This window comes from Tropicimonas sp. S265A (genome assembly GCF_049800835.1).
In the GTDB taxonomy this organism is placed as follows: domain Bacteria; phylum Pseudomonadota; class Alphaproteobacteria; order Rhodobacterales; family Rhodobacteraceae; genus Dinoroseobacter.
In genome coordinates this window covers 178174-201053 of sequence record NZ_JBNAFU010000007.1, presented here as the reverse complement: position 1 = coordinate 201053, position 22880 = coordinate 178174, and the positions used below count along the sequence as shown (strand labels likewise).

22 protein-coding genes are annotated in these 22880 nt (G+C 61.7%); 4 read left to right on the top strand and 18 right to left on the bottom strand.

Annotated elements, in window-relative coordinates; genetic code table 11:
* Window positions 1–11: 11 nt before the first annotated feature.
* The 7 genes from ACP15N_RS16410 to ACP15N_RS16380 all read right to left on the bottom strand — a co-directional run bounded on the left by ACP15N_RS16410 (window position 12) and on the right by ACP15N_RS16380 (window position 6430).
* Entirely contained in the window at window positions 12–992 is a 981-nt protein-coding gene (locus ACP15N_RS16410) for an alcohol dehydrogenase catalytic domain-containing protein (protein ID WP_425093414.1), read from the bottom strand.
* Window positions 989–1750: an SDR family NAD(P)-dependent oxidoreductase gene (locus tag ACP15N_RS16405; protein WP_425093413.1), complete on the bottom strand. Its 762-nt coding sequence runs from the start codon at window positions 1748–1750 to the stop codon at window positions 989–991. Before ACP15N_RS16405 ends, ACP15N_RS16410 begins: the two co-directional genes overlap by 4 nt.
* Before the next feature lies 1 nt (window position 1751).
* A complete protein-coding gene (gene hisD / locus ACP15N_RS16400; RefSeq protein WP_425093412.1) occupies window positions 1752–3059 on the bottom strand; it encodes a histidinol dehydrogenase in 1308 nt (435 codons plus the stop codon).
* Between the two features lie 9 nt (window positions 3060–3068).
* Complete coding sequence (locus ACP15N_RS16395; RefSeq protein WP_425093411.1) at window positions 3069–4397, bottom strand: TRAP transporter large permease; 1329 nt, start codon at window positions 4395–4397, stop codon at window positions 3069–3071.
* Window positions 4398–4409: 12 nt separating this feature from the next.
* A complete protein-coding gene (locus ACP15N_RS16390) occupies window positions 4410–4925 on the bottom strand; it encodes a TRAP transporter small permease (RefSeq protein ID WP_425093410.1) in 516 nt (171 codons plus the stop codon).
* Window positions 4926–5042: 117 nt separating this feature from the next.
* Window positions 5043–6191 carry a TRAP transporter substrate-binding protein gene (locus ACP15N_RS16385; RefSeq protein WP_425093409.1) on the bottom strand — a complete coding sequence of 383 codons (1149 nt, stop codon included), beginning with the start codon at window positions 6189–6191 and terminating at the stop codon, window positions 5043–5045.
* Between the two features lie 11 nt (window positions 6192–6202).
* Window positions 6203–6430: a hypothetical protein gene (locus tag ACP15N_RS16380; protein ID WP_425093408.1), complete on the bottom strand. Its 228-nt coding sequence runs from the start codon at window positions 6428–6430 to the stop codon at window positions 6203–6205.
* Between the two features lie 124 nt (window positions 6431–6554).
* Here ACP15N_RS16380 and ACP15N_RS16375 point away from each other — a divergent pair, with 124 nt between their 5' ends.
* Window positions 6555–7646, top strand: a complete 1092-nt coding sequence (locus ACP15N_RS16375) for a LacI family DNA-binding transcriptional regulator (protein WP_425093407.1) — start codon at window positions 6555–6557, stop codon at window positions 7644–7646.
* 42 nt (window positions 7647–7688) lie between these two features.
* On the opposite strand, the gene ACP15N_RS16370 is transcribed toward ACP15N_RS16375, so the two are convergent.
* The 10 genes from ACP15N_RS16370 to iolD all read right to left on the bottom strand — a co-directional run bounded on the left by ACP15N_RS16370 (window position 7689) and on the right by iolD (window position 18467).
* A complete protein-coding gene (locus tag ACP15N_RS16370) occupies window positions 7689–8165 on the bottom strand; it encodes a globin family protein (RefSeq protein WP_425093406.1) in 477 nt (158 codons plus the stop codon).
* 4 nt (window positions 8166–8169) lie between these two features.
* Window positions 8170–8607, bottom strand: coding sequence for a c-type cytochrome (locus tag ACP15N_RS16365; RefSeq protein WP_425093405.1), 438 nt, complete (start codon window positions 8605–8607; stop codon window positions 8170–8172).
* Window positions 8607–9173, bottom strand: a complete 567-nt coding sequence (locus ACP15N_RS16360) for a Tll0287-like domain-containing protein (RefSeq protein ID WP_425093404.1) — start codon at window positions 9171–9173, stop codon at window positions 8607–8609. The genes ACP15N_RS16365 and ACP15N_RS16360 overlap by 1 nt, the downstream gene beginning before the upstream one ends.
* 48 nt (window positions 9174–9221) lie before the next feature.
* Window positions 9222–10712, bottom strand: coding sequence for an ammonia-forming cytochrome c nitrite reductase subunit c552 (locus ACP15N_RS16355; RefSeq protein WP_425093403.1), 1491 nt, complete (start codon window positions 10710–10712; stop codon window positions 9222–9224).
* A 9-nt stretch (window positions 10713–10721) separates the two neighbouring features.
* Window positions 10722–12653, bottom strand: coding sequence for an FAD-dependent oxidoreductase (locus tag ACP15N_RS16350; RefSeq protein ID WP_425093402.1), 1932 nt, complete (start codon window positions 12651–12653; stop codon window positions 10722–10724).
* A gap of 286 nt (window positions 12654–12939) precedes the next feature.
* Window positions 12940–13926: an inositol 2-dehydrogenase gene (iolG, locus tag ACP15N_RS16345; protein ID WP_425093401.1), complete on the bottom strand. Its 987-nt coding sequence runs from the start codon at window positions 13924–13926 to the stop codon at window positions 12940–12942.
* Complete coding sequence (locus ACP15N_RS16340; RefSeq protein ID WP_425093400.1) at window positions 13923–14768, bottom strand: class II fructose-bisphosphate aldolase; 846 nt, start codon at window positions 14766–14768, stop codon at window positions 13923–13925. Before ACP15N_RS16340 ends, iolG begins: the two co-directional genes overlap by 4 nt.
* On the bottom strand, window positions 14765–15607 hold the full coding sequence (locus tag ACP15N_RS16335; RefSeq protein ID WP_425093399.1) for a 5-deoxy-glucuronate isomerase: 843 nt from the start codon (window positions 15605–15607) through the stop codon (window positions 14765–14767). The genes ACP15N_RS16340 and ACP15N_RS16335 overlap by 4 nt, the downstream gene beginning before the upstream one ends.
* A gap of 14 nt (window positions 15608–15621) precedes the next feature.
* A complete protein-coding gene (iolC, locus tag ACP15N_RS16330) occupies window positions 15622–16605 on the bottom strand; it encodes a 5-dehydro-2-deoxygluconokinase (RefSeq protein WP_425093398.1) in 984 nt (327 codons plus the stop codon).
* On the bottom strand, window positions 16602–18467 hold the full coding sequence (iolD, locus tag ACP15N_RS16325; protein ID WP_425093397.1) for a 3D-(3,5/4)-trihydroxycyclohexane-1,2-dione acylhydrolase (decyclizing): 1866 nt from the start codon (window positions 18465–18467) through the stop codon (window positions 16602–16604). Before iolD ends, iolC begins: the two co-directional genes overlap by 4 nt.
* Before the next feature lie 122 nt (window positions 18468–18589).
* Here iolD and ACP15N_RS16320 point away from each other — a divergent pair, with 122 nt between their 5' ends.
* The 3 genes from ACP15N_RS16320 to ACP15N_RS16310 are packed head-to-tail and all read left to right on the top strand — an operon-like array spanning window position 18590 to window position 21763.
* The gene (locus ACP15N_RS16320; protein WP_425093396.1) at window positions 18590–19705 is read left to right on the top strand and encodes a Gfo/Idh/MocA family protein; all 1116 of its coding nucleotides are present in this window, start codon (window positions 18590–18592) and stop codon (window positions 19703–19705) included.
* Window positions 19702–20595, top strand: coding sequence for a TIM barrel protein (locus ACP15N_RS16315; RefSeq protein WP_425093395.1), 894 nt, complete (start codon window positions 19702–19704; stop codon window positions 20593–20595). Before ACP15N_RS16320 ends, ACP15N_RS16315 begins: the two co-directional genes overlap by 4 nt.
* Before the next feature lie 10 nt (window positions 20596–20605).
* Entirely contained in the window at window positions 20606–21763 is a 1158-nt protein-coding gene (locus tag ACP15N_RS16310; protein ID WP_425093394.1) for a Gfo/Idh/MocA family protein, read from the top strand.
* Between the two features lie 6 nt (window positions 21764–21769).
* Here ACP15N_RS16310 and ACP15N_RS16305 read toward each other — a convergent pair whose 3' ends face one another.
* Window positions 21770–22774: a LacI family DNA-binding transcriptional regulator gene (locus tag ACP15N_RS16305; RefSeq protein WP_425093393.1), complete on the bottom strand. Its 1005-nt coding sequence runs from the start codon at window positions 22772–22774 to the stop codon at window positions 21770–21772.
* Between the last annotated feature and the right edge of the window lie 106 nt (window positions 22775–22880).

Sequence of the window (22880 nt, the reverse complement as noted above, 5' to 3'; positions counted from 1 at the left end):
TCTCCTGTACCTCAGGGTTTGAGGATGATTTTGGGGGCCGCCACGCGACCCGATCTGATATCTGAAAAGGCGCGGGCGCCTTCGGACAAGGGCCGTGTTTCGACCCAGTCGAGCGGCCCGAGACGGCCGTCGAACATGGCGTGCGCAGTGTCGCGGAAGTCCTGCGCAGTATAGGTATAGGTGCCGATAAACGTGATCTCCTGCAAGGTTATCCGCCGCATGTCGAGGCCGCCATTGCCGCCGCCAAGGCCGATATGCAAGATCACGCCACCGGGCCGGGTGCGCGCAGATGCAGTGGCGCGGGTGGCGTCATAGCCCACCCCGTCCACAACGATGTCGAACATCTGGTCTGCGATCTCGTCAGGGGCCGCGATGTTGTATGGCGCCGTCAATCCCAGGTAGGCACGGCGGATCTCGTTCGGTTCCACCAAGGTGACCTGCGGGACCCCCTGCGCAACAAGGCTGACTGCGGCGGCCACGCCAATCGCGCCGCCGCCTATCACGAGGGCCGTGTCGCGGCGCACATCTGCCATGGCCTCAAGCCCCAACCGAACAGCATGCCAGCTAACGGCGACTGGTTCCGCGAGTGATGCTTGCTCAAGGCTGACATGGTCTGGCACCTGCACGAGGTTGCGCGCGGGCATGACAACGTATTGCGCAAACGCGCCTTCGCGCGGGGGCATAGAGATGATCTGCCGTGTTGCGCACAGGTTATCCCGACCGGAGAGGCACGCGGCGCAGGTGCCGCAGGTCACCAGCGGATTGATTGTCACGCGCTGCCCGTCCCGGTCCCCGCCGACGATAGTGCCTGCCCCCTCATGCCCCAGAATAAGCGGGGCAGGGCGGCGGTCGTCATGACCCAGATAGGCGTGCATGTCGGACCCGCAGATACCAACGCTATCGATCCGGATTAGGGGGTCGGACCCCGGGTCCGGGTCGGGCATCTCGCGGTACTCGAGCGCTTCGGGGGCGGTGTAGACGAGAGCCTTCATTTTGCGGTGAACCCCCCGTCGACCATCAAAACCTGTCCGGTGACATAGGCTGACGCATCGGAACACAGAAACAAGAGCGGGCCATCGATATCCTCCAACGTGCCGTTGCGCCCGATGCAGGTTTGATCGGCGAGTTTCTGTGCAAGCTCGGCATTGTCAAAAACGCGCGCCGTCAACTCGGTGCGGAAGAACCCCGGTCCGATGGCATTTGCGTTGATCCCCTTGGCTGACCACGCTTCGGCCATGGCGCGGGTCAGTTGGGCGATCCCGCCTTTGGAGGCGCCGTAAGACACCCCGCCCGGAAATGCGCGGGTCGACTGGAGCGAGGCGAAATTCACGATCCGGCCCCACCCCTTCTTCGCCATCTCTGGCACCAGAGCCTGGCTCAGGAAGAATGGCGCCGTGAGGTTAAGCGCCAGGGTCGTGTCCCAACCTTCCGGCGTAACGTCGTCAGCGCGCTCACGCGTGTTGATCCCTGCCGCATGGACGACGATATCCGGTGGTCCAAACGGCGCGGAGACATGTTGCGCCAGCGTCGGCAAGTTGTCGCGAACGCCGACATCGCAGGGCACCGTCGCGGTTTGTCCATCCGTTTCAGCCGACCACGCGTCCAAGGCGTCATGCCGTCTTGCAACGCCGACCACCGCCGCACCCGCTTGTGCCAGCACGCTCGCAGCGCGCCGACCAAGGCCGGACGTGGCGCCGGTTACACAGGCCACGCGTCCGGTCAGGTCCCAAAGATGCGTCGGCGGGGTCACGTCACTCTTCCGCAGACAGGTCGAAGTTTTCGCCGGGGAAGTACTTGCGCAGGCGGATGTCGGCGGTACGCGCGTGCCCCTCCATCCCTTCCAGACGCGAGATGCGCGCTGTGGCTTCGGCCACTGGGCGTGAGCCCTCCTTGGTGGCGCGCTGCCATGTGACGATTTTCATGTACTTGTGCACCGATAGACCGCCCGTGTAGGTCGCCGCCCCCGATGTCGGCAGCACATGGTTTGTACCGGACGCCTTGTCACCGAACGCAACGGTCGTCTCCTCGCCGAGGAAAAGCGAACCGTAGCAGGACAGGCGGTCCAGCCACCAATCCAGGTCCTCGGCCTGAACGGTCAGGTGCTCGGGCGCGTATGCATCGGATGTGGCGGCCATTTCTTCGCGGTCAGCGCACAGGATCACCTCGGCATAATCGCGCCAGGCTGCGGTCGCGTTGTCTCGGTTCACCTCAGGAAGGTCGTCGATCAGCAATGGGACAAGCCGCATCACCTCCTCGGCCAGCGAACGGTCATCGGTGACCAGCCATACGGGCGAATTGTAGCCATGCTCTGCCTGACCGACGAGGTCGGTCGCCACGATCATCGGATCAGCCTTGCCATCCGCCAGAACCAGGCTGTCGGTCGGGCCGGCGATCATATCGATACCGACGCGGCCGAAGAGCATGCGCTTGGCTTCGGCGACGAACTGGTTCCCTGGGCCGACGAGAATGTTTGCCTTGGGCAGACCAAACAGACCGAAAGTCATTGCCGCCACACCCTGCACACCGCCCATCGCCATGATCTTGTCCGCGCCGCAGATATGCGCCGCATAGATGATCGCCGGGGCAATCCCGACACCGGGGCGCGGGGGGGAACACGCGACGATATGCTTGCACCCGGCAACCTTGGCCGTGGTCACGGTCATGATCGCGCTCGCGATATGGCTGTAGCGACCACCCGGAACGTAGCAGCCCGCCGCATGTACGGGGATGCTCTTCTGGCCCGCGATCAATCCGGGAACGACCTCTACCTCGATGTCCTTGAGCGTGGCTTTTTGCGCTTCTGCGAACTTTTTCACGTTGGTATGGGCGAACCGGATATCTGCCTTCAGTTTTTCCGGAACAAGCGCGACCGCGGCTTCGATCGCCTCTGGCGACAGCAGCACCTCGCCATCGTACTTGTCGAACTTCGCGGCATATTCCAGCGCGGCTGCATCGCCGCCCGCTTCGATGTCATCCAGGATGGAACGCACGATTTTCTTGGTCTCGGACGCATCGCTTTTGGGGGTGAGTTGCGCTTTCTTGAGATACTCTATCGACATGGGTCGGTCCTACTTGAAGGCGTCTGGAAGGAACGCGGTGGAGATCGCCGGAATGTAGGCGATCATCAGGGTCACGATGAGCATGAAGAACACGAACGGGATCGCACGGTAGGCGATCTTCAGGATCGATTCCCCGGTTATGCCCGAGACCACGAAGAGGTTTAGTCCGAGCGGCGGGGTAATAAAGCCCACACCGAGGGCTGTGATCATCATGATGCAGAATTGAATCTCGTTCATGCCGATCTCTTCGGCCAATGGCAAAAGAATGGGCGCCAGAATGACGATGTTCGGCGTTGTTTCCATCACGCAGCCTGCGGCGACCAGAATACCGACCATCATCAGGATCAGGACCCAGGGTTCCTCGCTGACACCTGTCGCGACGGCCACAAAGCCTTGCGGTACACCGATGATGGCAAGCGCCTCGGCCAGAGGGACCGAGAAGGCGATGATGGGCAGGATCACACCGTTGACCTTGGCGGAACTGACCAGCATGGCCGGAAAATCGCTCAGCTTCAGGGTGCCGAGGATGAAGCCCATGATGATGGTGACAACCACGGCTGTTGCGCCGGCTTCGGTGGGGGTCAGACGCCCCGAGAAGATGCCGTAGAAGATGATGCCCGGCACGATGAACGCGTACCAGCCGGACTTCAGTGCAACCGCCAACCGCGAGAAGTACTCGGCTGCGCTAATGTTCCCGCCGCCTTCCCAGCCATTGAGGCGGTTCATGATGATATTGGTGATCAGGATCGACACGAGGATCGCGAGGCCCGGAATGACCGCTGCAAGAAAGAGTGTCGAAGCCGATATCCCGAGCACGAGGCCAATGATGATATAGGCGATGGAGGGCGGGATCAGGATGCCGGTACAGGCGCCTGCGGCGACGAGCGCGCAGGCATAGGGGCGTGGGTACCCGCTCTCTACCAGGCGCGCGATGGTCATCCGGCCAACAGCTGCGGCGCCTGCCGCGTCTGATCCCGAGATCGCAGCGAACATGCCGCAGACCAGCACCGTGGCTGATCCGAAGCCTCCCTTGGCGAATTGCGTCAGCGCCTCGGCCACGTCCAGAAACTTGCGCGACAGGCCCGTGCGGACCAGCGCGTCCCCGGTCAGGATAAAAAGTGGGACGGCCGTCAGCGCGAAAGCGTCGATACCGGAGAAAAGGCGTTCCCCGACAAGGCTGAGGGGCAGGGCGCCCGACCACAGCAGCATCAGGATGGCGGAGGCGCCGATCGCGGCCCAGACCGGAACAGCCAGCGCAACCAGCGCGACGAACATGATGACCGGACCGTAGAAATCCCAACCCAGGACCACAGTCTGTTCCATTTGTTGCCAAAGCATCTGTACGCCCCCTCAGTCGAACAGCTTGTCGCCTTCGTAAACGGGCCGTCCCGCACGAAGGTCGCGAATGTCGCGCAGGAAGGACTGCACAAGGCGCATGATCACGAGAGAGAAGCCGACCGGCACCGCCATCAGGAACCAGACCTGGCTGATCCGCAGACCCGGCGTCACCGATCCGAACTTCGCGGACACCAGAACGGTTTCAAACGACCAGTAGAGCGCGATAACCGAAACGACGAACATCACGATGTCGCCGAAGATGTACAGGACCGCTTTCACGCGCCGCCCGACATACTGCATCAGCACGTCAATGCGGATATGGCCGCGTTCCTTAACGGCCGCGGCGCAGCCGATCCACGCGAGGTAAATGAAGGAGTATCTGACGATCTCTTCCCCCCATATGGAGGAGTAGGACATGATCTCGCGCCGCAGCACCTCGATGAACATGGTGGCCACAAGCATCACGTAGAAGAACAGGAGCGCCCATCGCTCGCCGTTCTTGTCCACGGCTTTCCAGATCTGAGACATAGGTTCCTCCCCCGACCCCAGTAGGGTTCTGGCCGCTCCCGGGTATTCCCGCGTTTGGATTTCAGCGGCGGTCAGGGGACCGGCACCATGGTGCCGATCCTGTTTTTGCGGGTGTGCTTAGGCGTCGTGGACGTAGAACTTCCCGCGTGTGTCCGCGGCTTCTTCGAGCTTTGCGAACGTGTCCATCGACCCGGCGAGTTCGACCTTGAACTCGTCCCATTCGGAGCGCTGGTAGCCACCGGCGGCTTGCCATTCGGCAAGCTGGTCATCGCTGAGCGAGTGGAACTCGACACCGGCCTTGGTCAATTCCGCCATGGCGTAGGCGCGCGCAGAGGGAACTTTTGCGAGGTTCTGATGCGTGGTCATTTCGCCCGCGAACTCGATACCTTCCTGCACATCTGCGGGCAGGGAGTTGAACCATTCGAGATTCATCGAGAACACCTGGCTATCCGGCACGGCCTGCGTAAAGGTCACATGGCTCAGGATATCTGCGAAGCCAAAGACGTAGAGCGCGCCGACGGACGGATCCAGTGCGTCTGCAACCCCTTGCTTGATCGCGGAGGGTGTCTCCCCCCACGCCACCGGCGTCGGGTTCGCGCCAACCATCCGGTAATACTGTTGCAGCATCGCAGAGCCGGGTACGCGGAACTTCACGCCGTCCAGATCGCCGGGGGTCAGAACAGGACCCGCGCCTCCGGCGCGTACGGCCACGACCCTCGGATCAATGACGACGTAGAACAGAGCCTTGAAGCCTGCGGCCTCGATTTTCGGGTGCACTTCGGTTTTCCATGCATCCGAACTGACAAGATTGGTGAACCGCTGATTGGACCCGCAGAAATACGGCATGTTGATCAGGTCAGCCGCGCTTGCAAACGGCGCAAAGTTTGACAGCGAGTGTTGTGCGCATTGAATGGTTGCCCCCTGAACGGCCTGCACAAGCGCACCGCCCGCGCCAAGCTGACCACCCGGGGCAAGTTTGACATAGACCTTGCCGTTCGTGGCGTTCTGGATGTTCTCCTTCAGGTCAAGCTGCATGATCGGATAGCTGCGGGACGCCCCCAGGACATAGGCTGTTGCCATGGTCATAGTATGGTCGGCGGCGGCTTCGCGCTCCCGCTCTTCGCGGGCTGTCTGGGCGACTGCCGCGTCCGACCACAGCAGTCCGCCCGCGCCAGCCACCATCGCCGCCGTGAAGGCGCCCGTGCTGGAGAGTTTCAGGAAGTTGCGTCGCTCGATCGACGCGAGCTCCTTGATGTCACGATCCATATCGTCCTCCCTTATGGATTTTTGTCTTTTCTGTCGTTTTCGGCCGCTTCGCTCTTCAGGATCGCGACAGTGAAAAATCCTGCCGCCGTGAACAAAACGACCATCTCGGTTACATCTCCAAAGAACGGATTGCCCGTAACCGCGCCCATGACCACGTTGGCCACGTACACGGTAAAGAATGCGATCGAAATTCCGAGAAACACCGTGCCGTCCTCCCAAACGTCGCGATTCGGGTTCAATGTAAGCGCTTACATTCCTGTCGGCAAGCTGTTTGATTTCGCTGCAACGCGGCTTTTCCAAACCGGTCCGTTATACTAGGGTGCGGCGTCCCCTCGGCCTGACCGGAAAGCGCATAGTCTGTCCATGCCACCCGCAAATCCACAAAAAGCCCCCCGCAACCGTCCCATCGCGGATCCGCCGACCTTGGATGATGTTGCGCGTGCGGCCGGCGTCTCTACGGCGACAGTATCGCGATGTCTGAACGCACCGGACAGGGTCACGGCTACCACACGGGACAAGGTTCTCGCCGTGGTGGAGCAATTGGGATATGCGCCGAATTTCGGCGCCCGCGCACTGGCCGCCAAGCGAACCAACACCATCGGCGCGATCATTCCGACGATGGAAAACGCCATTTTCGCCCGTGGGTTGCAAGCCTTTCAGGAGGAGTTGGCGCTGAATGGTTTGACACTTCTGGTGGCGAGTTCGTCATATCGCCCGGACCTGGAGGCAGAACAGATCCGCACGCTTCTTGCGCGCGGGGCCGACGCGCTCCTTCTGATCGGGTTCGACAGGCCGTCTTCTGTTTATGCGATGCTGGAGCGGCGCGGCGTTCCCTACGCCATTGCATGGTCATATCGGAGCGGGTCTGACCAGCCCGCAATCGGGTTTGACAATTTCGCGGCCATGTCGCGTCTTGCGCAACAGGTGTTTTCGCTTGGTCACCGGGACGTGGCAATCATTTCCGCCCCGCAGGAGGACAATGACCGGGCGCGGGACCGTGTGCTGGCCATCAAGGCAGAGGCGGCGCAGGTTGGCATTGCCGCAGACGCGGTACAGATCACCGAAACCCCATACTCGGTCGAAAACGGCGCTGCAGCCATGGTCGGGCTGCTCGCGCAGCCCAAGCATCCGACGGCGGTTCTTTGCGGGAATGATGTGTTGGCGGTCGGGGCCATTCGGGCCATTCAGGACGCAGGCTTGAAGGTTCCAGACGACATTTCTGTCACCGGGTTCGACGATATCGAGATCGCCCGCATTGTCACGCCGGGATTGACGACGGTCCACGTTCCCCATCGCGAGATGGGCAAGCGCGCCGCTCAGGTTATCGCCAAACGGCTCAAGGGCGGCGAAGCCCCCGGAAACGTCGCGTTGGAAACCCGAATAGTGGAGCGTGCCTCGCTTGGTCCTGTGCCGCCATCATGTCGTACTTCGTCACGCCAAGGTGATGGTCCCTGACCGGGGTCGGAAACCACGCACCTGACATGTCGCGCAAAGGGCTCAGGCCGGTTTTGCGCCCCAGAACTTCCAGAACGGTTTCTTGGCTTCGGCAATTGGCGCCGTCGCCGGTGGGTAGGCGGCGTCCTTCATGACACCGGACAGCGTGGTATAGGCCGTCACCCATGCGTCCTTCACGTCTGCAGTCCATGCATCGCCAAGGCCTTTTTCCAATGTCCGCAAGAGCGAGGCGCCGACCTTGTCATAGTCTTCGGCCTTCACGCCGTACTTGATGTGGTCAACGGCGAGCTTCTGGGCAACCGGCACGATCTTGTCGAGGTCCCGCAGGCCATTCACGACGACAGCCAGCGTTGCCATGAGTTTCGAGCCTTGTTCCTTCATGTCGGAGTTGGCGAAATAAGGCTTCACTTCCGGCGCTGTCTCGAACAGGTCGTTGTAGAAAATCTCGGCTGCTGCGTCCTTGATCGGTACAACTTTTGCGAAGCTCTCCTGGATCAGCGTGATTTGTTTATCTTCCATGGATTTAGTCCTTCTCGGTAAGGGATTGGGCAAAGGCGGTGGCTATCTCTGCCCCGCCGCTGGCCCAAACCATAAAGGCGACAGCCGAACTGACGGCTGTATCGCTCAGGTCTTCTTTGCCGCCACGCGCGGGCATTTCGGTGTAGCGAGGTCCGATGAACCCGTTGATGGCATGCTCGATCAGAACCTCCATGCCCTGATCGATGCGCGGCGCCCAAGCCCGCGTGGATGTGACCTTGGGCGCCCCGGTCAGGCTGTCTCCTCCGTGGCAGTTCTGACAGGTTCCCCCCCAGATCTCGCGGCCACGTGCCAAGACGGGATCTGAGGGGACGGGCAACCGGTCCACTGTCACGAACCCTTCCATTCCTCGGTCCGAGGGGGCGGGGTCCGCGGCAAGACCGGGGCTTGCCAGAACCATCAGCAGGAGACATGCGCTGCGCATCAGTCCATCGGGATCCGGATGACCACACCGCCCATCACGTCGCCAGCCTCGAAATCGGTCTTGGGGCTGTCCTTGTGATCGTTGTGGCAGGCGTAGCAGGCCGTGGCCACGGCGATGTCCGGGTACACGGCGGTAAAATAGGTCGTGCCGCCCAGTTCTTCTTCACCGTAGAAATTCTCGCCCGGGTTCGCGGCAATGTATTCCAGACCTTCTTTTTCCATGTCCGTCGTCGGCGCGTTCTGCTTGTTGATCGGCCAAAGCGACAGCAGCGAGTACGAAAACTCGTCGGTTTCCTCTGCGACCATTTCGGCGCCAAAACGGAACATCTGCGCGGGCAGAACAAGAGCCTTGTCGTCCTTGAAATGTTCGGAGGCTTTGATGACCTTCTCTTCGACGGCAAGGCGGTTGACGATCATGCGCGTATAGACCGTACGGTCCGAACTCATCACCAGATGCAACAGGTCCGTCACCGTTTCGTAGTCCATTTCCGCCTGCGCAGGCATTGCCGTTGCGGCCATGGTGCCGCACAGAACTGCGGCTTTGATTTTTCCGAATTTAACACCCATATTCAGCATCTCCTGGGGCTAGTCGTTTCAGGATGCGTGGCCGGTCGGTCATTGGTTGGCGCCTTCGTCCGGCTGGTCCACGCGTTTTACCGCCCAATCGATGCTTTCGATGTGGCGATCTGGTTTGCCCGAGAAATTCCGCGCAACAAGGTCTGCATCGGCCAAGGCGTCGATCGAAAACTCGAGGCTGTGGCACTCCATGCAAACCGGGCGGATCATTTTCTCATTCGGGCGTAAAGTGTCGTTCTGATTGTGGTTTGTTGTGACCGTTTCCCCCTTGACGGTCTGGGGCATGTGGCACGTCGCGCAGGTCACACCCGATCCGATGGGCGCATCGCCCGCCAGTTCTGCCTGCCATAAATCATGGTGGGGGCTGTCTTTGTATGCGTTCGTGTGATCATCGGCATGACAACTCGTGCACGCTTCCACGGCCGCAAACTTCAGGTCCTGTTCGTGCGGGGCGTGGCAACTCATGCAGGTCAGCTCCCGCCCCTTGGCCTCCGGGTGGAGCGCGACGCGCGCTTCTGCCGTGCTCATCAAAGGCGGCGGTACCACATCGGTGATGTAGGCGTCCAGTGTCGCAACAAGCGCGTCATCCGGTTTCTTGATGCCCAGGTTCTTGAGTTGTTTCTTCGCAGTGCGGGGCTTTGCAAGCTCGGGATGGCGGCGCATGCCGTGCCGTCCCAGGGCAAAGGTCTTGGCCTCTGCCTTGTGACAGGACGCGCACACCGCTTCGGTCGGGGCTTCCACCCAATTGGCGGCGATTTCTGCTTCGGTCTCTGCTTTGGGCGCATGGCAGCTTGCGCATCCAACCTCACCCGAAGCGTGCGCGGATGCTGCCCAATGCTCGGCAACCTGCGCGTTCTGATGTGGCTCCGGAGCATCGAGTTGTGCGATGTACGCCGCGATCTCATCCGCGACCGGGCGTGGGCGCTCCCCAGCCAGGGCGGCGGGCCCATGGACGGGACTTTCGCTCAGCCAAGGCTGGTTCGCGTGCTTGACGAGATAATCCTCGTAGATCGCTCTGTTGTCATGGAAATTGTGGCACCCTGCGCTCGAGCATGTCTCATATCCAAGGCCCGCGTGGCTGGGTCTGTTCACCCGCACGTCCTGTTCGCCCTCGGAGTGACACGCAACGCAGAAATCCCCCGGCAGCGTGACCAGACCAGCGAGCGTGACCTCCGGTTGATGCTCCGTATGGCACGACGTGCAGAAACGCGCATCGATCCGTTCCCAATAGGCCGCCATGCGGGGGTTCTTGAACTTCTTGATCGGGTGGCTGTCATCGGCCTCGTCCAGCTCATCCTTGTGGCAACTGGTGCAGGTCTTGTTGATGTCCTTGCGGATCTTCGACTGCTTCGCAAACGGCTTGGAGGTATGGCACGTTTCGCACGACATCTCGATCTGGTGGTGCACGCCCGTTGTTTCGCCCGGCATGAACGCTGTCCGATCGCCGCCCACGTACAGCTTCGCAGTGGCTGTGGCGGCCAGAGCCAGCGTTCCGACGATCCAGACAATCCAGAGGAGGCGGTTGCGCATCAGATCTCCCTAGAAAGCGTAGGACGCCAGCACATGAAACGCGATCAGTGCAGGCAGCGGCCAGAGAAGGAGGATATGAGCCCAGACAGGCAGTTTGCGGGGCGGCTTTCGGGAGGTGCCGATGCCATGCGCACGTAGTTCGTGCTCGCCTCCGGTGGCCACACCGGCAAGCGCCCCGGTCAGTGCCATCGCGGAAAACGTCGCCCCCAATGCGAAGTTCCATCCGCTACCAAGGCTGAAGCCGGTATGTGCGAACAGTGCGGCAATGGTCGCAACACCAATCCCGAGATGGACGAGACGCCACGCATCGAAGCTGCCGAGCCGATCCAGCAGGCGCACGCGTTTGCGCAGCCCGATGACCAAAGCGGCGACGGTCAGTCCCAGCAGGATGAACCCGCTCCATTGCTTGACGATGTTGTCCTGCCAAAGCCACACGCGAAGGCTGTCGGCGTCATAGGAGGTTGGAAGCGGAACGTTGCCCCCAAGCAGTGGCCATATCGCGGCGAGGAGAGCCACCGCCGAAAGCCCGAGCACCGGTTTCCACAGTGGCTGTGGTTGCGGGCCCGCGCCCGCATCGATCACTTCGGCCATCAGGGGACGGCAGGTGCCGCAAACCGTGCCTGCGCCGGTCGTCTCGCCGATCGCTTCGACCGATCCGCAGCCCGCACCAATTGCCTTACGGACCTGCCCGCAGGTGACACCGGTGCAGTTGCACAAGGTGGCGTGAGCAGGCATGTCGGCGGCGGGGATGTCTTCTTCGGTCCACAGAAGCCCCGTCTTGCGGAAGCGATAGAGCATCCATGGATAAACCGTTGCGCCCTCGTGTACCGCATCCTGCGCGCGGCTGGCCTGATCCCATTTCCCCACGGCCAAGGCACCAACCAGCTTGCCGCGCTCGACAAAAATCCGGCGGTACGCGGTGCCTTCCTGCCAGACATGGCTGCGGACGTTCAGACCGACTTCAAGCTGCTCGATTGCTCCGGCCGAAAAGACATCCGCCCCGATAACCTTCAGCTTGGTTGTCGGGGCAACCTCGTCAAACCGGTCGGGCGTTCCGGCAATCGTTGCCGCGGCCACCTCGGCTTGCGCGTAGCCCGGCCCGACCAGGCCATAAAGCAGGTCGCGATGTTCAGCGCATTCGCCGATCGCATAGATCGACGGATCGCTGGTCTGCATCTGGTCGCCGACGACAATCCCGCGGTGGAAGGCGAGGCCGTTGTCCCGCGCAAGCGCAATGTTGGGACGTACACCTGTGCAGATGATCACGGTATCGCAGGTCACATGCCGCCCGTCGGCAAGGGCAAGCCCCTCGACCCGGTGCGTTCCGGTAATCTCCTTGACTGCGCAGCCCGTGATGACGTTTACACCAAGAGCTTCGATATTTGCGGCAAGGCGCGCGCCGCCTGCCTTGTCCAGTTGCCGTGGCATCAGGTGCGACTCGTGCTCGGCAACCGTCACGTCACAACTGCGCTGACGCATGCCGCGCGCAGCTTCGAGGCCCAGCAGCCCGCCGCCGATCACCGCGACCCTGCGCGCCGAGAACGACCTCGCGATCAGGGCGGAAGCGTCGTCCGCTGTTCGAAAGGTGTACACACCAGGTTTGTCCTTGCCTGGAATGCCCGGGACGAATGCGTGCGAGCCGGTGGCGAGGATCAGCGTGTCATAGGGCCAGACCCCGCCATCTGCGGTCATCACCGTCCTTGCGTCGCGATCAATTCGCACAACGCGTTGGCCCAGTTGAACATCAAACGGCAGATCACGGTCGTCCGCATCGATGAGAGAAATCCGGCCAAACTGAACATCGCCGCACAACAGAGGTGTGAGTTGTACGCGATTGTAGGGCAGAACGCTTTCTGCACTCAGAACCAGCACCTGAATGCCCCGGCGCGACAACTCCTGCGCGGCCCTGATGCCGACAGGCCCGCCGCCGATAATGACCACGGGGGCTCGGGCTGTCGCGCGAATTGCAGAACTAGAAAGGGGATCACCCATCAACGATCATGTCCATTCGGTCGTTCGTGCGTTTCGCACGAAAATCGGGAATGAGCATCGTTGCCCGGGGCAGAGACCTGATAACAGGCTCGCAGCGTCGTTGCTGCCTGACTCTACCCATTCACCAGAATCGCCTTAGGTCAAAAGGTTTTCTTCATGAATGCTGCAACCGCAAAAAAATCGATCACGAAACGGGCACCATTTGGTCGCAGGTGAGCGATTTTCAGGCGAACAGCTAGAGAACAACCCACGCGCCACTGCGCGCGGACCGGTCCGCCGCATCTGCCAGGCGCAGGGCTTCCAATCCATCCTGCCCGCTGACCGGTGGGGGGGCGCCTGTCTCGACCATGTCCATGAACGCGCGCATTTCGTTGGCGTAGGCGTCCTTGTAGCGGACCATGAAAAAGTCCAGCAGGACAGGGTGCTCAAACCCGGACGAGGTGGCTGTTCTAAGCGCTGTTTCAGGCTGATTGCCCACCTGTAGCATCCCGTCGCTGCCCAGCACTTCGACACGCTGGTCGTACCCATAGGTCGCGCGCCGTGAATTCGTGATGACGACCTGCGCGCCTGTCGTTGTCTCCATCAGAACCGTCGCGGTGTCGGTGTCGCCTGCGGATCCTATGGCAGGATCGACCAGCGCCCCGCCCACAGCCAAGACCCGCGTTATGGGGCCATCAAGCAGAAAACGGGCCATGTCAAAATCATGGATCGTCATGTCCCGAAACTGCCCGCCAGAGCGTTTGATGTAATCCAGCGGTGGCGGGCCGGGGTCCCGACTGGTGATCATGATCTGTTCGATCCGGCCGATCCTGCCGGCGGTCAGCGCGTCTTTCAGCGCCCTGAAATGCGGATCAAAGCGCCTTTGAAACCCAACCAGCAACGGCGTACCGGTTGCGGCCACGGTTTCCAGGCAGGCTTTAACGCGGTCGATATCCAGATCGATGGGCTTCTCGCAGAACACCGGTTTTCCAGCATGCGCCGCGGCTTCGATCAGATCGGCATGCGTGTCTGTCGGCGTACAGATCGCAATTGCGTCGATGTCCCCTGCGGACAGGATCGCATCTGACGCGCGCACCTCGGCGCCGACCTCCTCCGCCAGTGTTTCCGCTGCCAGTGGCATCGCGTCCGATACCGCAGCCACCCTTGCCCCGCGAAGCCGGTGCAGGGTCCGCGCATGAACCTGTCCGATCCGTCCGCAGCCGAGGATGCCGAAACGGATCATGCGGCCCTCCTGTGGTCAGGACCGATGCCCCGGATCGCAGCGCGCGCGGCGGCCTCAAGCGGCGCTTCGACCTCACTCAGAAGTGTTACCCGGTCAAAGACGTCGGGATCACGCGCGATCGCTTCCCGCAGGGCGTGGCCGAAAACCATCCGCAACTCAGTGCCGATGTTGAACTTGCAGATTCGACTGGACCGCGCGAGCGCTGCGCGTTGAGGCCCCGGAACGCCTGAGCCGCCATGGATGACCAGAGGAACGTCCGTGACCGCTTCGATGGCGCGCAGGCGCGGCTCATCGAGCCCGCCTTCCTGGTTCTGTTGCAAATGCACGTTACCAACGGAAATCGCCATTGCGTCCACGCCGGTTTCACGCGCGAAGCGTGCGGCCTCGTCTGGATCGGTCCCGCGCGAGGTTTCGCCCTCGGCATAGCCGACAAATCCAATCTCGCCCTCACAGGAGACCCCGGCAGCATGTGCCATCTGAACGATAGCGCCTGTTTCCGCGATGTTCTGTCCAACAGGCAGACGCGAGCCGTCAAACATGACGGAGGTGAAGCCGCAGTCAATGGCGATGCGACACTCCTCTGCCGCGTAACCGTGATCGAGATGCGCAACGACCGGGACAGCAACGCTTTCCGCGAGGGTGGAGAACATCTTGCCCAGAACGGGCAGAGGAGTGTGCTTTCGGCAAGACGGACCTGCCTGCAGGATGACCGGGAGTCCCTCCGCCTCCGCCGCGCGGGCAAAAGCCCGCATGTCTTCCCAGCCGAGGCAGACGAGGCCCGCCACGGCGTACCCCTCCCTGAGCGCAGGCGTCAGAACATCCTTGAGCGTTGCGCGCGTCATTTGAATTTTGCAACCATGTCGAGGATCCCGGGGATCGTATGCAACTGCTCTGCATGGGTGGGTTGGAAGTACTGGACCAGCGGGCGTTGGGAAAGCCCGCCGAGGATGGTAAAGTAGTACATCTCGTAGCCCGGCATCACCACGCAGGGGTGATATCCCTTGTCGATGCAGACCGTGGACCCGTCCACGATATGATACGCCTCCCCGACGTCGCCGTCTTCGCGTTGCAGGAGTTGCAGCCCGGAGCCGTGGTTTGGCCGAAAGCGGAAATTGTAGGTCTCGTCATGCCGCGTTTCGTCCGGCAGGCGGTCCGTGTCGTGTTTGTGCGCGGGAAAGCCCGACCAGCCGCCCTGACCGACCGTGTAGAGCTCGCTGACCAGCAGGCGGCCCACGCGACCTGCCTGTTTCTGGCCGAGTATGTGTTTTATCTTGCGGTGCGTCTTGGTGTCGTCCGATCCATATTGCACCAGATCGAGATCGTCGGCGCGCACCGCAAAAGGCTCCAGAACCTGCTCGTACTTTGCGCCTGCGATGAACACCTCTGCCGTATCGGACTGACAGATGATCTGCGCCGGCTGACCGGAGGGCACATAGACGCCTTCGGGCTCACCATCCCAGACGTCAACGCCGCGCCCGCCGATATCCTTCACCCGGAAACTGCCGACCCTGACGGTTACCAGCCCGGTTGCGGGCACGACGCATGTCTCATAGCCGGGCACCTCGCTGTCGAAAATCTCGCCTTTGCGCAGTTTCACGATATTGAAGAAGTTCAGCGGCACCAGATCGTTTTCCTCATCGACGATGGGCGTGTTCCGGTTGTCATGTGGCGCGATATGCATGGGCTGGTCTCCGGTCAGGCAGCACTTGGGCCGGGGTGGTCGGACAAAAAGGCTTTCAGCTGGTCTTCGGTGGGCATGGCAGGGGCACAGCCGGGCCGCGCGACGACGATCGCAGCACAGGCCGAACCGCGCAGGACAGCGTCACGCAAGTCCAATCCCGACGCCAGTCCCGACAGCAGCCCTGCCATGAAGCTGTCGCCCGCGCCCGTAGGTTTAAGGGCGGTCACTTCATAGATCCCGGTCTTGATCTCCTGCCCCCGGTAGAAGGTGATCGCACCCTTTTCCCCCATCTTGTAGACGATCAGGCGATCAGCCTCGCTGGCGAGATCCTGTGCTTTTTGCAGGCCTTTGGCCATGTCGCCGGCCATGAAACCGAATTCCTCGTCATTTCCGACAATCATATCGCTCGCATCTCCGGCCCGGGACAACACGTCTGCCGCGACCTCTGCCGAGGGCCAGGAGTACGGGCGATAGTCAATGTCGAACAACACTGGCAGCCCGGCTGCATGTGCCTTGTCAAAGGCATGAAATGCCGCGTCACGCGATGGGTCTGCGGCAAAGACAGTGCCTGCGGTGATGAAAGCGCCAAAATCTGCCAGCGGCACCGCATCCACATCTTCGCGCGTCACCTGAAAATCGGCGGCCCCGTTGCGATAAATGACCGATTGGTGGTCCTCGACCCGGCTTTCATACACCGCAAGGGATGTGCGGTATTCTCCTGAAATGCGCCTCACATACGTGGTTTCGACGCCATAGTGGTGCAGCCTTGTCAAACAGAACCACCCGACCGCGTCATCGGAGACGGACGTGATCAACGCCGCGCGTGCCCCGAACTTGCAAAGGCCCGCCGCGATATTGGCCGAAGAGCCGCCCAGATCGCACGACATTTGCGCCGCCTCGCGGGTTCTTGTTCCGGGCGGGTCGGGAAAGAGATCCATGCCCGCGCGTCCGAAGACGGCAAAGCTGTTCTTCGCGATGGCGTCGCGCAGGGGCGTCATACACCCCTCCGCTGTTTTTCCCGGCTGCTTTCCCAGTCTTCATGGGCCGCACGCACCTTTGCGCTGTCGGACACCTGCGGTGTGCCAACCTCCCACCAGGTGTGGCCTTCGGTCGTCCAGCCCTCATAGGCATCGACGGACATGACAATCACGGTGGTCCGATCTGCCCTCTTGGCGCGTTTGAACGCCTCACCGAGTTCCGCCGCAGAGTCCGCGCGTTCCGCGATCGCCCCCATCGCGGTCGCATGAGCCACAAAGTCGACGCCAAACGCTTCAGGCACCGTCGGGCAATCGGCGATCAGATTGTTGAAGCTCTCATTCCCGGTGTTGTTCTGAAGTTTGTTGATGACCGCGAACCCGCCATTGTCGAGCAACAGAACAATCATCTTTTTCTGTGTCAAAACAGAAGAGTAGACATCGGAGTTCAACAAGAGGTACGAACCGTCGCCAACAAAGACGATCGTATCCTTGTCAGGCTCGGTTTCAGATTGCGCGATCCGGGCACCCCATCCGCCTGCGATCTCGTACCCCATGCAGGAAAAACCGAACTCCACGTCGACCGTTCCGATGTCCAGCGTGCGCCAATTCGCAGTCACCTCGGCAGGCAGGCCCCCAGCTGCTGCGACGATCCTGTCGCGCGGGTCACACAAGTCGTTCACAACACCGATCGCCTGGGCGTAGGAGTTCGGACGATTGCCGGGGCGCACGTTGTCGGCGACATACGCGTCCCATTTCTTGCGCTCATCCCGGGCGAACGCGGTCCATGTCGCGGGCGCCTGATAGCCCGTCATCGCCTTCGCCAGCGCCTGTAGACCCAATTTGGCATCCCCGACCATGGGAAGCGACATGTGCTTGCCCGCATCGTGCCGCGCGGCATTGAGCGACACAAATCTCGCGTCTTTGGCAAACGCTGTCCATGATCCGGTGGTGAAGTCCTGGAGGCGCGATCCAACCGACAGGATCACATCTGCCGCTTCGGCCACGGCGTTTGCGCTGTCGGATCCCGTCACGCCAATGGGACCGATGTTGAGTGGGTCCGTTGCCAGCATGTTGGCGCGACCCGCGATGGTTTCTACCACGGGAATGGCATGGGCGTGGGCAAATGCGGTCAGCTCGGCCACCGCGCCGGAATACTGCACACCGCCGCCCGCAATGATCATCGGGCGTTGCGCGTTCGCCAAAAGGGCGGCAGCCTCGGCGACCTCGCCGGAATCCGGGGCTTGCCTGCGAATGCGGTGGGTACGCTCGACGAACAACTCCTCTGGGTAGTCATAGGTCCAGCCCTGCACGTCTTGCGGCAGCGCCAGAAATGCCGGGCCGCAATCAGCAGGGTCAAGCAGTGTGGCCAGTGCGGCAGGCAGCGATTGGATGACCTGTGCGGGATGCGTGATCCGATCCCAGTACCGGCTGACGGCCTTGAAGCCGTCGTTCAGTCCAAGGGTGGGGTTCCCGAAGTGTTCAAGCTGCTGCAGGACCGGGTCGGGCAGACGGGTCAGAAACGCGTCCCCGCACAGCATGAGCATCGGTAACCGGTTGGCATGCGCCAGCGCGGCAGCTGTCATCAAGTTGGCCGTTCCGGGCCCGGCAGAGGCCGTGCAGAACATGAACCGGCGGCGCAGGTGGTATTTCGCATAGGCGGCCGCCGCAAATCCCATGCTTTGTTCGTTTTGCCCCCGGTAGAGCGGCAGGGTGTCCTGAAAGGAGTAGAGCGCTTCGCCAAGACAGGTCACGTTGCCGTGCCCGAAGATACCGAAACCGCCGCCACAGACACGGGTGCGCACGCCGTCAACCTCGATAAACTGCGCGGCCAGAAACCTGACGATCGCCTGTGCGGTGGTCAGCCGGATAGTGGTGCCTGACATGGGTTCGCCCCCTTCCTTGCGATGGCAGTCGAGATCGCCGCGCGATTGGTCATTGACGTCCTCGCTCAATTGAAGATACTCATTTTGCAACCGGTTGCAAATACTTTCAGGCAGCGCCCAACATGCAAAAAATCGGCATCGGAATAGTCGGCGGGGGATACATGGGCAAAGCCCATGCGGTCGCCATGTCCGCGGTCGGGGCGGTGTTCGGTACGGGCTTGCGCCCAACGCTGGAAATGGTCGCGGCGTCCAGCGCGGAAAGCGCGGCGCGCTATCGCGACGTGTTCGGGTTCAAAGCGTCGACGGGTGAATGGCGTGAACTCGTTTCTGCCCCGCAGGTGGAGGCCATTGTCATCGCGTCCCCACAGGAGACCCACAGGGCCGTCGCCGAGGCCGCTTTTGCGCTGGGAAAGCCGGTATTGTGCGAAAAGCCGCTAGGTGCGTCACTTGAGGACGCGCGCGCGATGGCTGCGGCGGCGCAGGCAAGCGGGTGCGCCAACATGGTCGGGTTTAACTATGTCCGCACCCCCGCGACGCAGTTTGCGCGGCAGTTGATTGCTGAGGGCGAGATCGGTGATCTCGTCTGGTTTCGCGGAGAACACACAGAGGATTTCTATGCCGATCCAGCGACGCCCGCGTCCTGGCGGACCGAGGGTGAGGCCAATGGCACCATGGGGGATCTGGCCCCGCATATGATCAACGCGGCACTAGCGCTCGCCGGGCCGATTGAGGCGGTCATGGCCCAGATCGAAACGGTGCACCCGCGCCGTGGTGGCAAGCTCGTTACAAACGATGATCAAGCGCAAATGATGTGCCGCTTTGCGTCGGGGGCGGCGGGGCATCTCCACTTCAGCCGGATCGCCCATGGACGGAAGATGGGATATGCCTATGAAATCACCGGTACCAGGGGCGCGATCCGTTTCGATCAGGAGGATCAGAATGCGGTCTGGCTTTACCGCGCGGAGGGGTCGGAGGCGACACGCGGCTTCGTCAAGATCCTGACTGGGCCGGCGCACCCTGATTACGAACCCTTTTGTCAGGGGCCGGGGCATGGCACCGGCTATCAGGACCAGATCATCATCGAGGCGCGTGACTTTCTTGTGGCTATCGAAACGGGGGCGCCGGTCTGGCCGACCTTTGCCGACGGGCTCGCCGTGGCGGAGGTGATTGCTGCCGCCCGCGCGTCTCACTCAACGTGCAGTTGGGTCGGTGTGCCGCCCACACAGGAGACACCATGACAATCAAGATCGGGAACGCGCCCTGCTCGTGGGGTGTGGAGTTTGCGGATGATCCGCGCAATCCGGGCTGGCGTGACGTGCTGCGGCAGTGCGCGGAGGCAGGCTATAACGGGATCGAACTCGGTCCTGTCGGGTTCATGCCCGAAGACCCGCCACAAGTTGCTGACGCGCTGGCGGAGAATGGGCTTGAGTTGATCGGCGGTGTCGTCTTTCGCCCGTTCCACGATGCTGCGAAATGGCAGGATGTTCTCGATGCCTCCAGACGGACCTGCGAGGCCCTTGTGGCGCATGGAGCGCGGCATCTGGTGCTGATCGATTCCATTTCACCGCGCCGTGCGCCCACCGCGGGTCGCGCCGACGCGGCAGAGCAGATGGATGCCGCAGAATGGGCCGCTTACCGGGACCGGATCGCCCATGTTGCCAGCCTCGGGTCGGAAGAGTACGGCCTGACTGTCGGCATCCATGCCCATGCGGCGGGGTTCATGGATTTCGAGCCAGAATTGGAAAGGCTTCTTGAGGAGGTCGACGAAAGACTCCTGAAGATCTGTTTCGACACCGGCCACCATTCCTATGCGGGGTTCGATCCTGTTGCGTTCATGGAACGGCACATCGGGCGTATCAGCTACATGCATTTCAAGGATATCGATCCGAGGGTGAAAGCCGATGTGATCGCCAGGGGCACCGGGTTCTATGAGGCTTGCGGGCAGGGGATATTCTGCAACCTCAGCGACGGGGACGTGGATTTTCCGCGCGTGCGACAGATCCTTCTGGATGCAAAGTTCGAGGGTTGGTGCACGGTGGAGCAAGACTGCGATCCAACGCTCCCGGATACGGATCCGCTGGGCGACGCACGGCTGAACAGGGGCTATCTGGCCTCCATCGGATTTTAGGGGGGCGCTCATGCAAAGACTATCTTGGGGAATGGTGGGCGGCGGCGAAGGCAGCCAGATCGGTCCGGCCCACCGGATGGGCGCGCAGGCAGATGGAAATTTCTCGTTCGTTGCCGGGGCTTTGGATGCAGACCCGGACAAGGGGTGCGCCTATGCGCAGTCCTTGGGGATCGCTCCGGATCGCGCCTACGGAGACTGGAGGGAAATGCTGGAAGGTGAACGTGGCCGGCCGGACCGGGTTGATCTGGTCACTGTCGCTACGCCCAACGCCACACATTTCGAGATCACCAAGGCGTTCCTTTGGGCCGGGTTCAATGTCCTCTGCGAGAAGCCCATGACAATGACCGTCGAGGAGGGGGAAGAAATCGTGCGGGTCGCGGCGGAAGTCGGCCAGACCTGCGCTGTGAACTACTGCTACAGCGCCTATCCGATGGTGCGGCACATGCGGGCGATGGTTGCCTCCGGCGACCTTGGCGCACTCCGCTGCGTTGTTGTGAATTTCAGTCATGGACACCATGCGGCGGGCGATGATGCCGACAATCCGCGCGTGCGGTGGCGCTACGACCCGGCGCAGGCCGGCGTGTCGGGACAACTTGCCGATTGCGGCATTCACGCACTGCATCTGGCGACGTTCATCGCCGGGGATGAGGTCGAAACCCTGTCAGCTGATTTCGCCTCTACAGTGTCCGGTCGCGCGCTCGAAGATGACGCAATGGTCAACTTTCGAACCACGCGGGGTACGGTCGGGCGGCTTTGGTCCTCGGCTATCGCGTTGGGGCGCCAGCATGGACTCGATATTCAGATCTTTGGCGAAACCGGCGGCTTGCGTTGGGCGTCTGAACATCCCGGGCAGGTTTACTACCATCCGCTCGGTGGGCGCGTTCAGATCATCGAGAAGGGCGAGGCAGGCATCAGTTCAGAGGCTGCGCGCTTGTCTCGGGTACCGATAGCACATCCCGAAGGTTTCCCGTTGGCTGTGGCAAACATCTATGTCGATCTTGCGGAGGTCATTCGCGCCAGAAAGGACCGACGCACACCGGCTGCGGCCAGCCTTGCGGTGCCGCGCGCCGAGGATGGCCTGCGATCGATGGCGGCGGTCCACGCCGCGGTCGCGTCCGCCAAGGCGAACGGAGCCTGGATGGATGCGCGCCCGCCGATGTTTCGCTGAGGCTGTCTAGGGTGTCGGCAACGGCCTGAGCGAGCCGCGTTCGACCACGTGGCAAGGGAACAGGCGCGTTTCAGGAACTCTTTCGGCATCGGACAGCATCGAGGTCACAAGCTCGATCGAGCTGGAAATGATTTGCGGGATCGGCTGGTGAATGGTTGTCAGGTCGATGTTTTCCCACCGCGTCATCTCCATGTCGTTCAGGCCGATCAGGCCGATATCATCAGGGACGCGCAGTCCCGCAGACTGGATCGCGGTTTGTGCCCCGATCGCAATGATGTCGTCGCCGCAAAAATACGCCTCTGCGGGATCGGTCATCAGAAGCTTGGTCATTTCGACCCGACCGGCATCGAATGAATAGGCCGACGCAAAACTGTGGGTCACGGTCACATCCGGGTGCGCTACTGCGGCATCCAGAAACCCGGTGATCCGGTCCTGCGTGGAACTTGCGGTTTCCGGCCCACCCAGAAACGCGATCCGGCGGTACCCGCGTGCGATCAGCGTGCGCGCCGCCATCCGGCCGCATTCTGCATTGTCTATACCGACCACATGCACCCGAGGTGTGTGCGCATACCGACCGAAAGAGTGCACAACCGGCATTCGTGCGTTACGAAAGGCGAGGGCGAACTCCGGAGACAGGGTCGAGGACGCAACGATCACGCCGTCGACCGAATACTGCTTGAGCAGCCGGACCGAGTTCGCGGGATCGATATCCTCGGTCAGATTGACCAGCAGCGGGCGCAATCCGCGCTCTTGCAACCCGCGCGTGAACAGGTCGAACACCTGTAGGAACAGCGGGTTGTGGAAGTTGTTTGCCACAAGCCCGATCAACTTGGTTCGCCCGGTCGTCAAGCTGGAGGCGAGCGCATTGGGTTGATACCCAAGGGCGCTGGCCGCCTTTTCGACCTTGCGGCGGGTTTTGTCGGACACAGAAGCGCCCTCGGTGAAGGTGCGCGAGACGGCTGAGCGCGATACGCCCGCCAGTTCTGCCACGTCTTTCAGGGTTACAGGCATGGGACCACATTAGTCCTGAAAACCCGATTTCTGCAAGCGTGTTTGCAACCGGTTGCAAAATTCGCCGAGGTGTGTTTGTCTGGGACTCAGAGAGGCGGAAACACCG

What these genes read in the sequence shown, in the direction of transcription:
- ACP15N_RS16375 (WP_425093407.1), top strand. Translation starts at nt 6,555, where the DNA reads ATGCCACCCGCAAATCCACAAAAAGCCCCCCGCAACCGTCCCATCGCG.
- ACP15N_RS16310 (WP_425093394.1), top strand. Translation starts at nt 20,606, where the DNA reads ATGCAAAGACTATCTTGGGGAATGGTGGGCGGCGGCGAAGGCAGCCAG.
- ACP15N_RS16385 (WP_425093409.1), bottom strand. Translation starts at nt 6,191, where the DNA reads ATGGATCGTGACATCAAGGAGCTCGCGTCGATCGAGCGACGCAACTTC.
- hisD (WP_425093412.1), bottom strand. Translation starts at nt 3,059, where the DNA reads ATGTCGATAGAGTATCTCAAGAAAGCGCAACTCACCCCCAAAAGCGAT.
- ACP15N_RS16320 (WP_425093396.1), top strand. Translation starts at nt 18,590, where the DNA reads ATGCAAAAAATCGGCATCGGAATAGTCGGCGGGGGATACATGGGCAAA.
- ACP15N_RS16360 (WP_425093404.1), bottom strand. Translation starts at nt 9,173, where the DNA reads ATGGGTGTTAAATTCGGAAAAATCAAAGCCGCAGTTCTGTGCGGCACC.
- ACP15N_RS16315 (WP_425093395.1), top strand. Translation starts at nt 19,702, where the DNA reads ATGACAATCAAGATCGGGAACGCGCCCTGCTCGTGGGGTGTGGAGTTT.
- ACP15N_RS16410 (WP_425093414.1), bottom strand. Translation starts at nt 992, where the DNA reads ATGAAGGCTCTCGTCTACACCGCCCCCGAAGCGCTCGAGTACCGCGAG.
- ACP15N_RS16340 (WP_425093400.1), bottom strand. Translation starts at nt 14,768, where the DNA reads ATGACGCGCGCAACGCTCAAGGATGTTCTGACGCCTGCGCTCAGGGAG.
- iolG (WP_425093401.1), bottom strand. Translation starts at nt 13,926, where the DNA reads ATGATCCGTTTCGGCATCCTCGGCTGCGGACGGATCGGACAGGTTCAT.
- ACP15N_RS16365 (WP_425093405.1), bottom strand. Translation starts at nt 8,607, where the DNA reads ATGCGCAGCGCATGTCTCCTGCTGATGGTTCTGGCAAGCCCCGGTCTT.
- ACP15N_RS16370 (WP_425093406.1), bottom strand. Translation starts at nt 8,165, where the DNA reads ATGGAAGATAAACAAATCACGCTGATCCAGGAGAGCTTCGCAAAAGTT.
- ACP15N_RS16305 (WP_425093393.1), bottom strand. Translation starts at nt 22,774, where the DNA reads ATGCCTGTAACCCTGAAAGACGTGGCAGAACTGGCGGGCGTATCGCGC.
- iolC (WP_425093398.1), bottom strand. Translation starts at nt 16,605, where the DNA reads ATGACGCCCCTGCGCGACGCCATCGCGAAGAACAGCTTTGCCGTCTTC.
- ACP15N_RS16335 (WP_425093399.1), bottom strand. Translation starts at nt 15,607, where the DNA reads ATGCATATCGCGCCACATGACAACCGGAACACGCCCATCGTCGATGAG.
- ACP15N_RS16390 (WP_425093410.1), bottom strand. Translation starts at nt 4,925, where the DNA reads ATGTCTCAGATCTGGAAAGCCGTGGACAAGAACGGCGAGCGATGGGCG.
- ACP15N_RS16395 (WP_425093411.1), bottom strand. Translation starts at nt 4,397, where the DNA reads ATGCTTTGGCAACAAATGGAACAGACTGTGGTCCTGGGTTGGGATTTC.
- ACP15N_RS16355 (WP_425093403.1), bottom strand. Translation starts at nt 10,712, where the DNA reads ATGCGCAACCGCCTCCTCTGGATTGTCTGGATCGTCGGAACGCTGGCT.
- iolD (WP_425093397.1), bottom strand. Translation starts at nt 18,467, where the DNA reads ATGTCAGGCACCACTATCCGGCTGACCACCGCACAGGCGATCGTCAGG.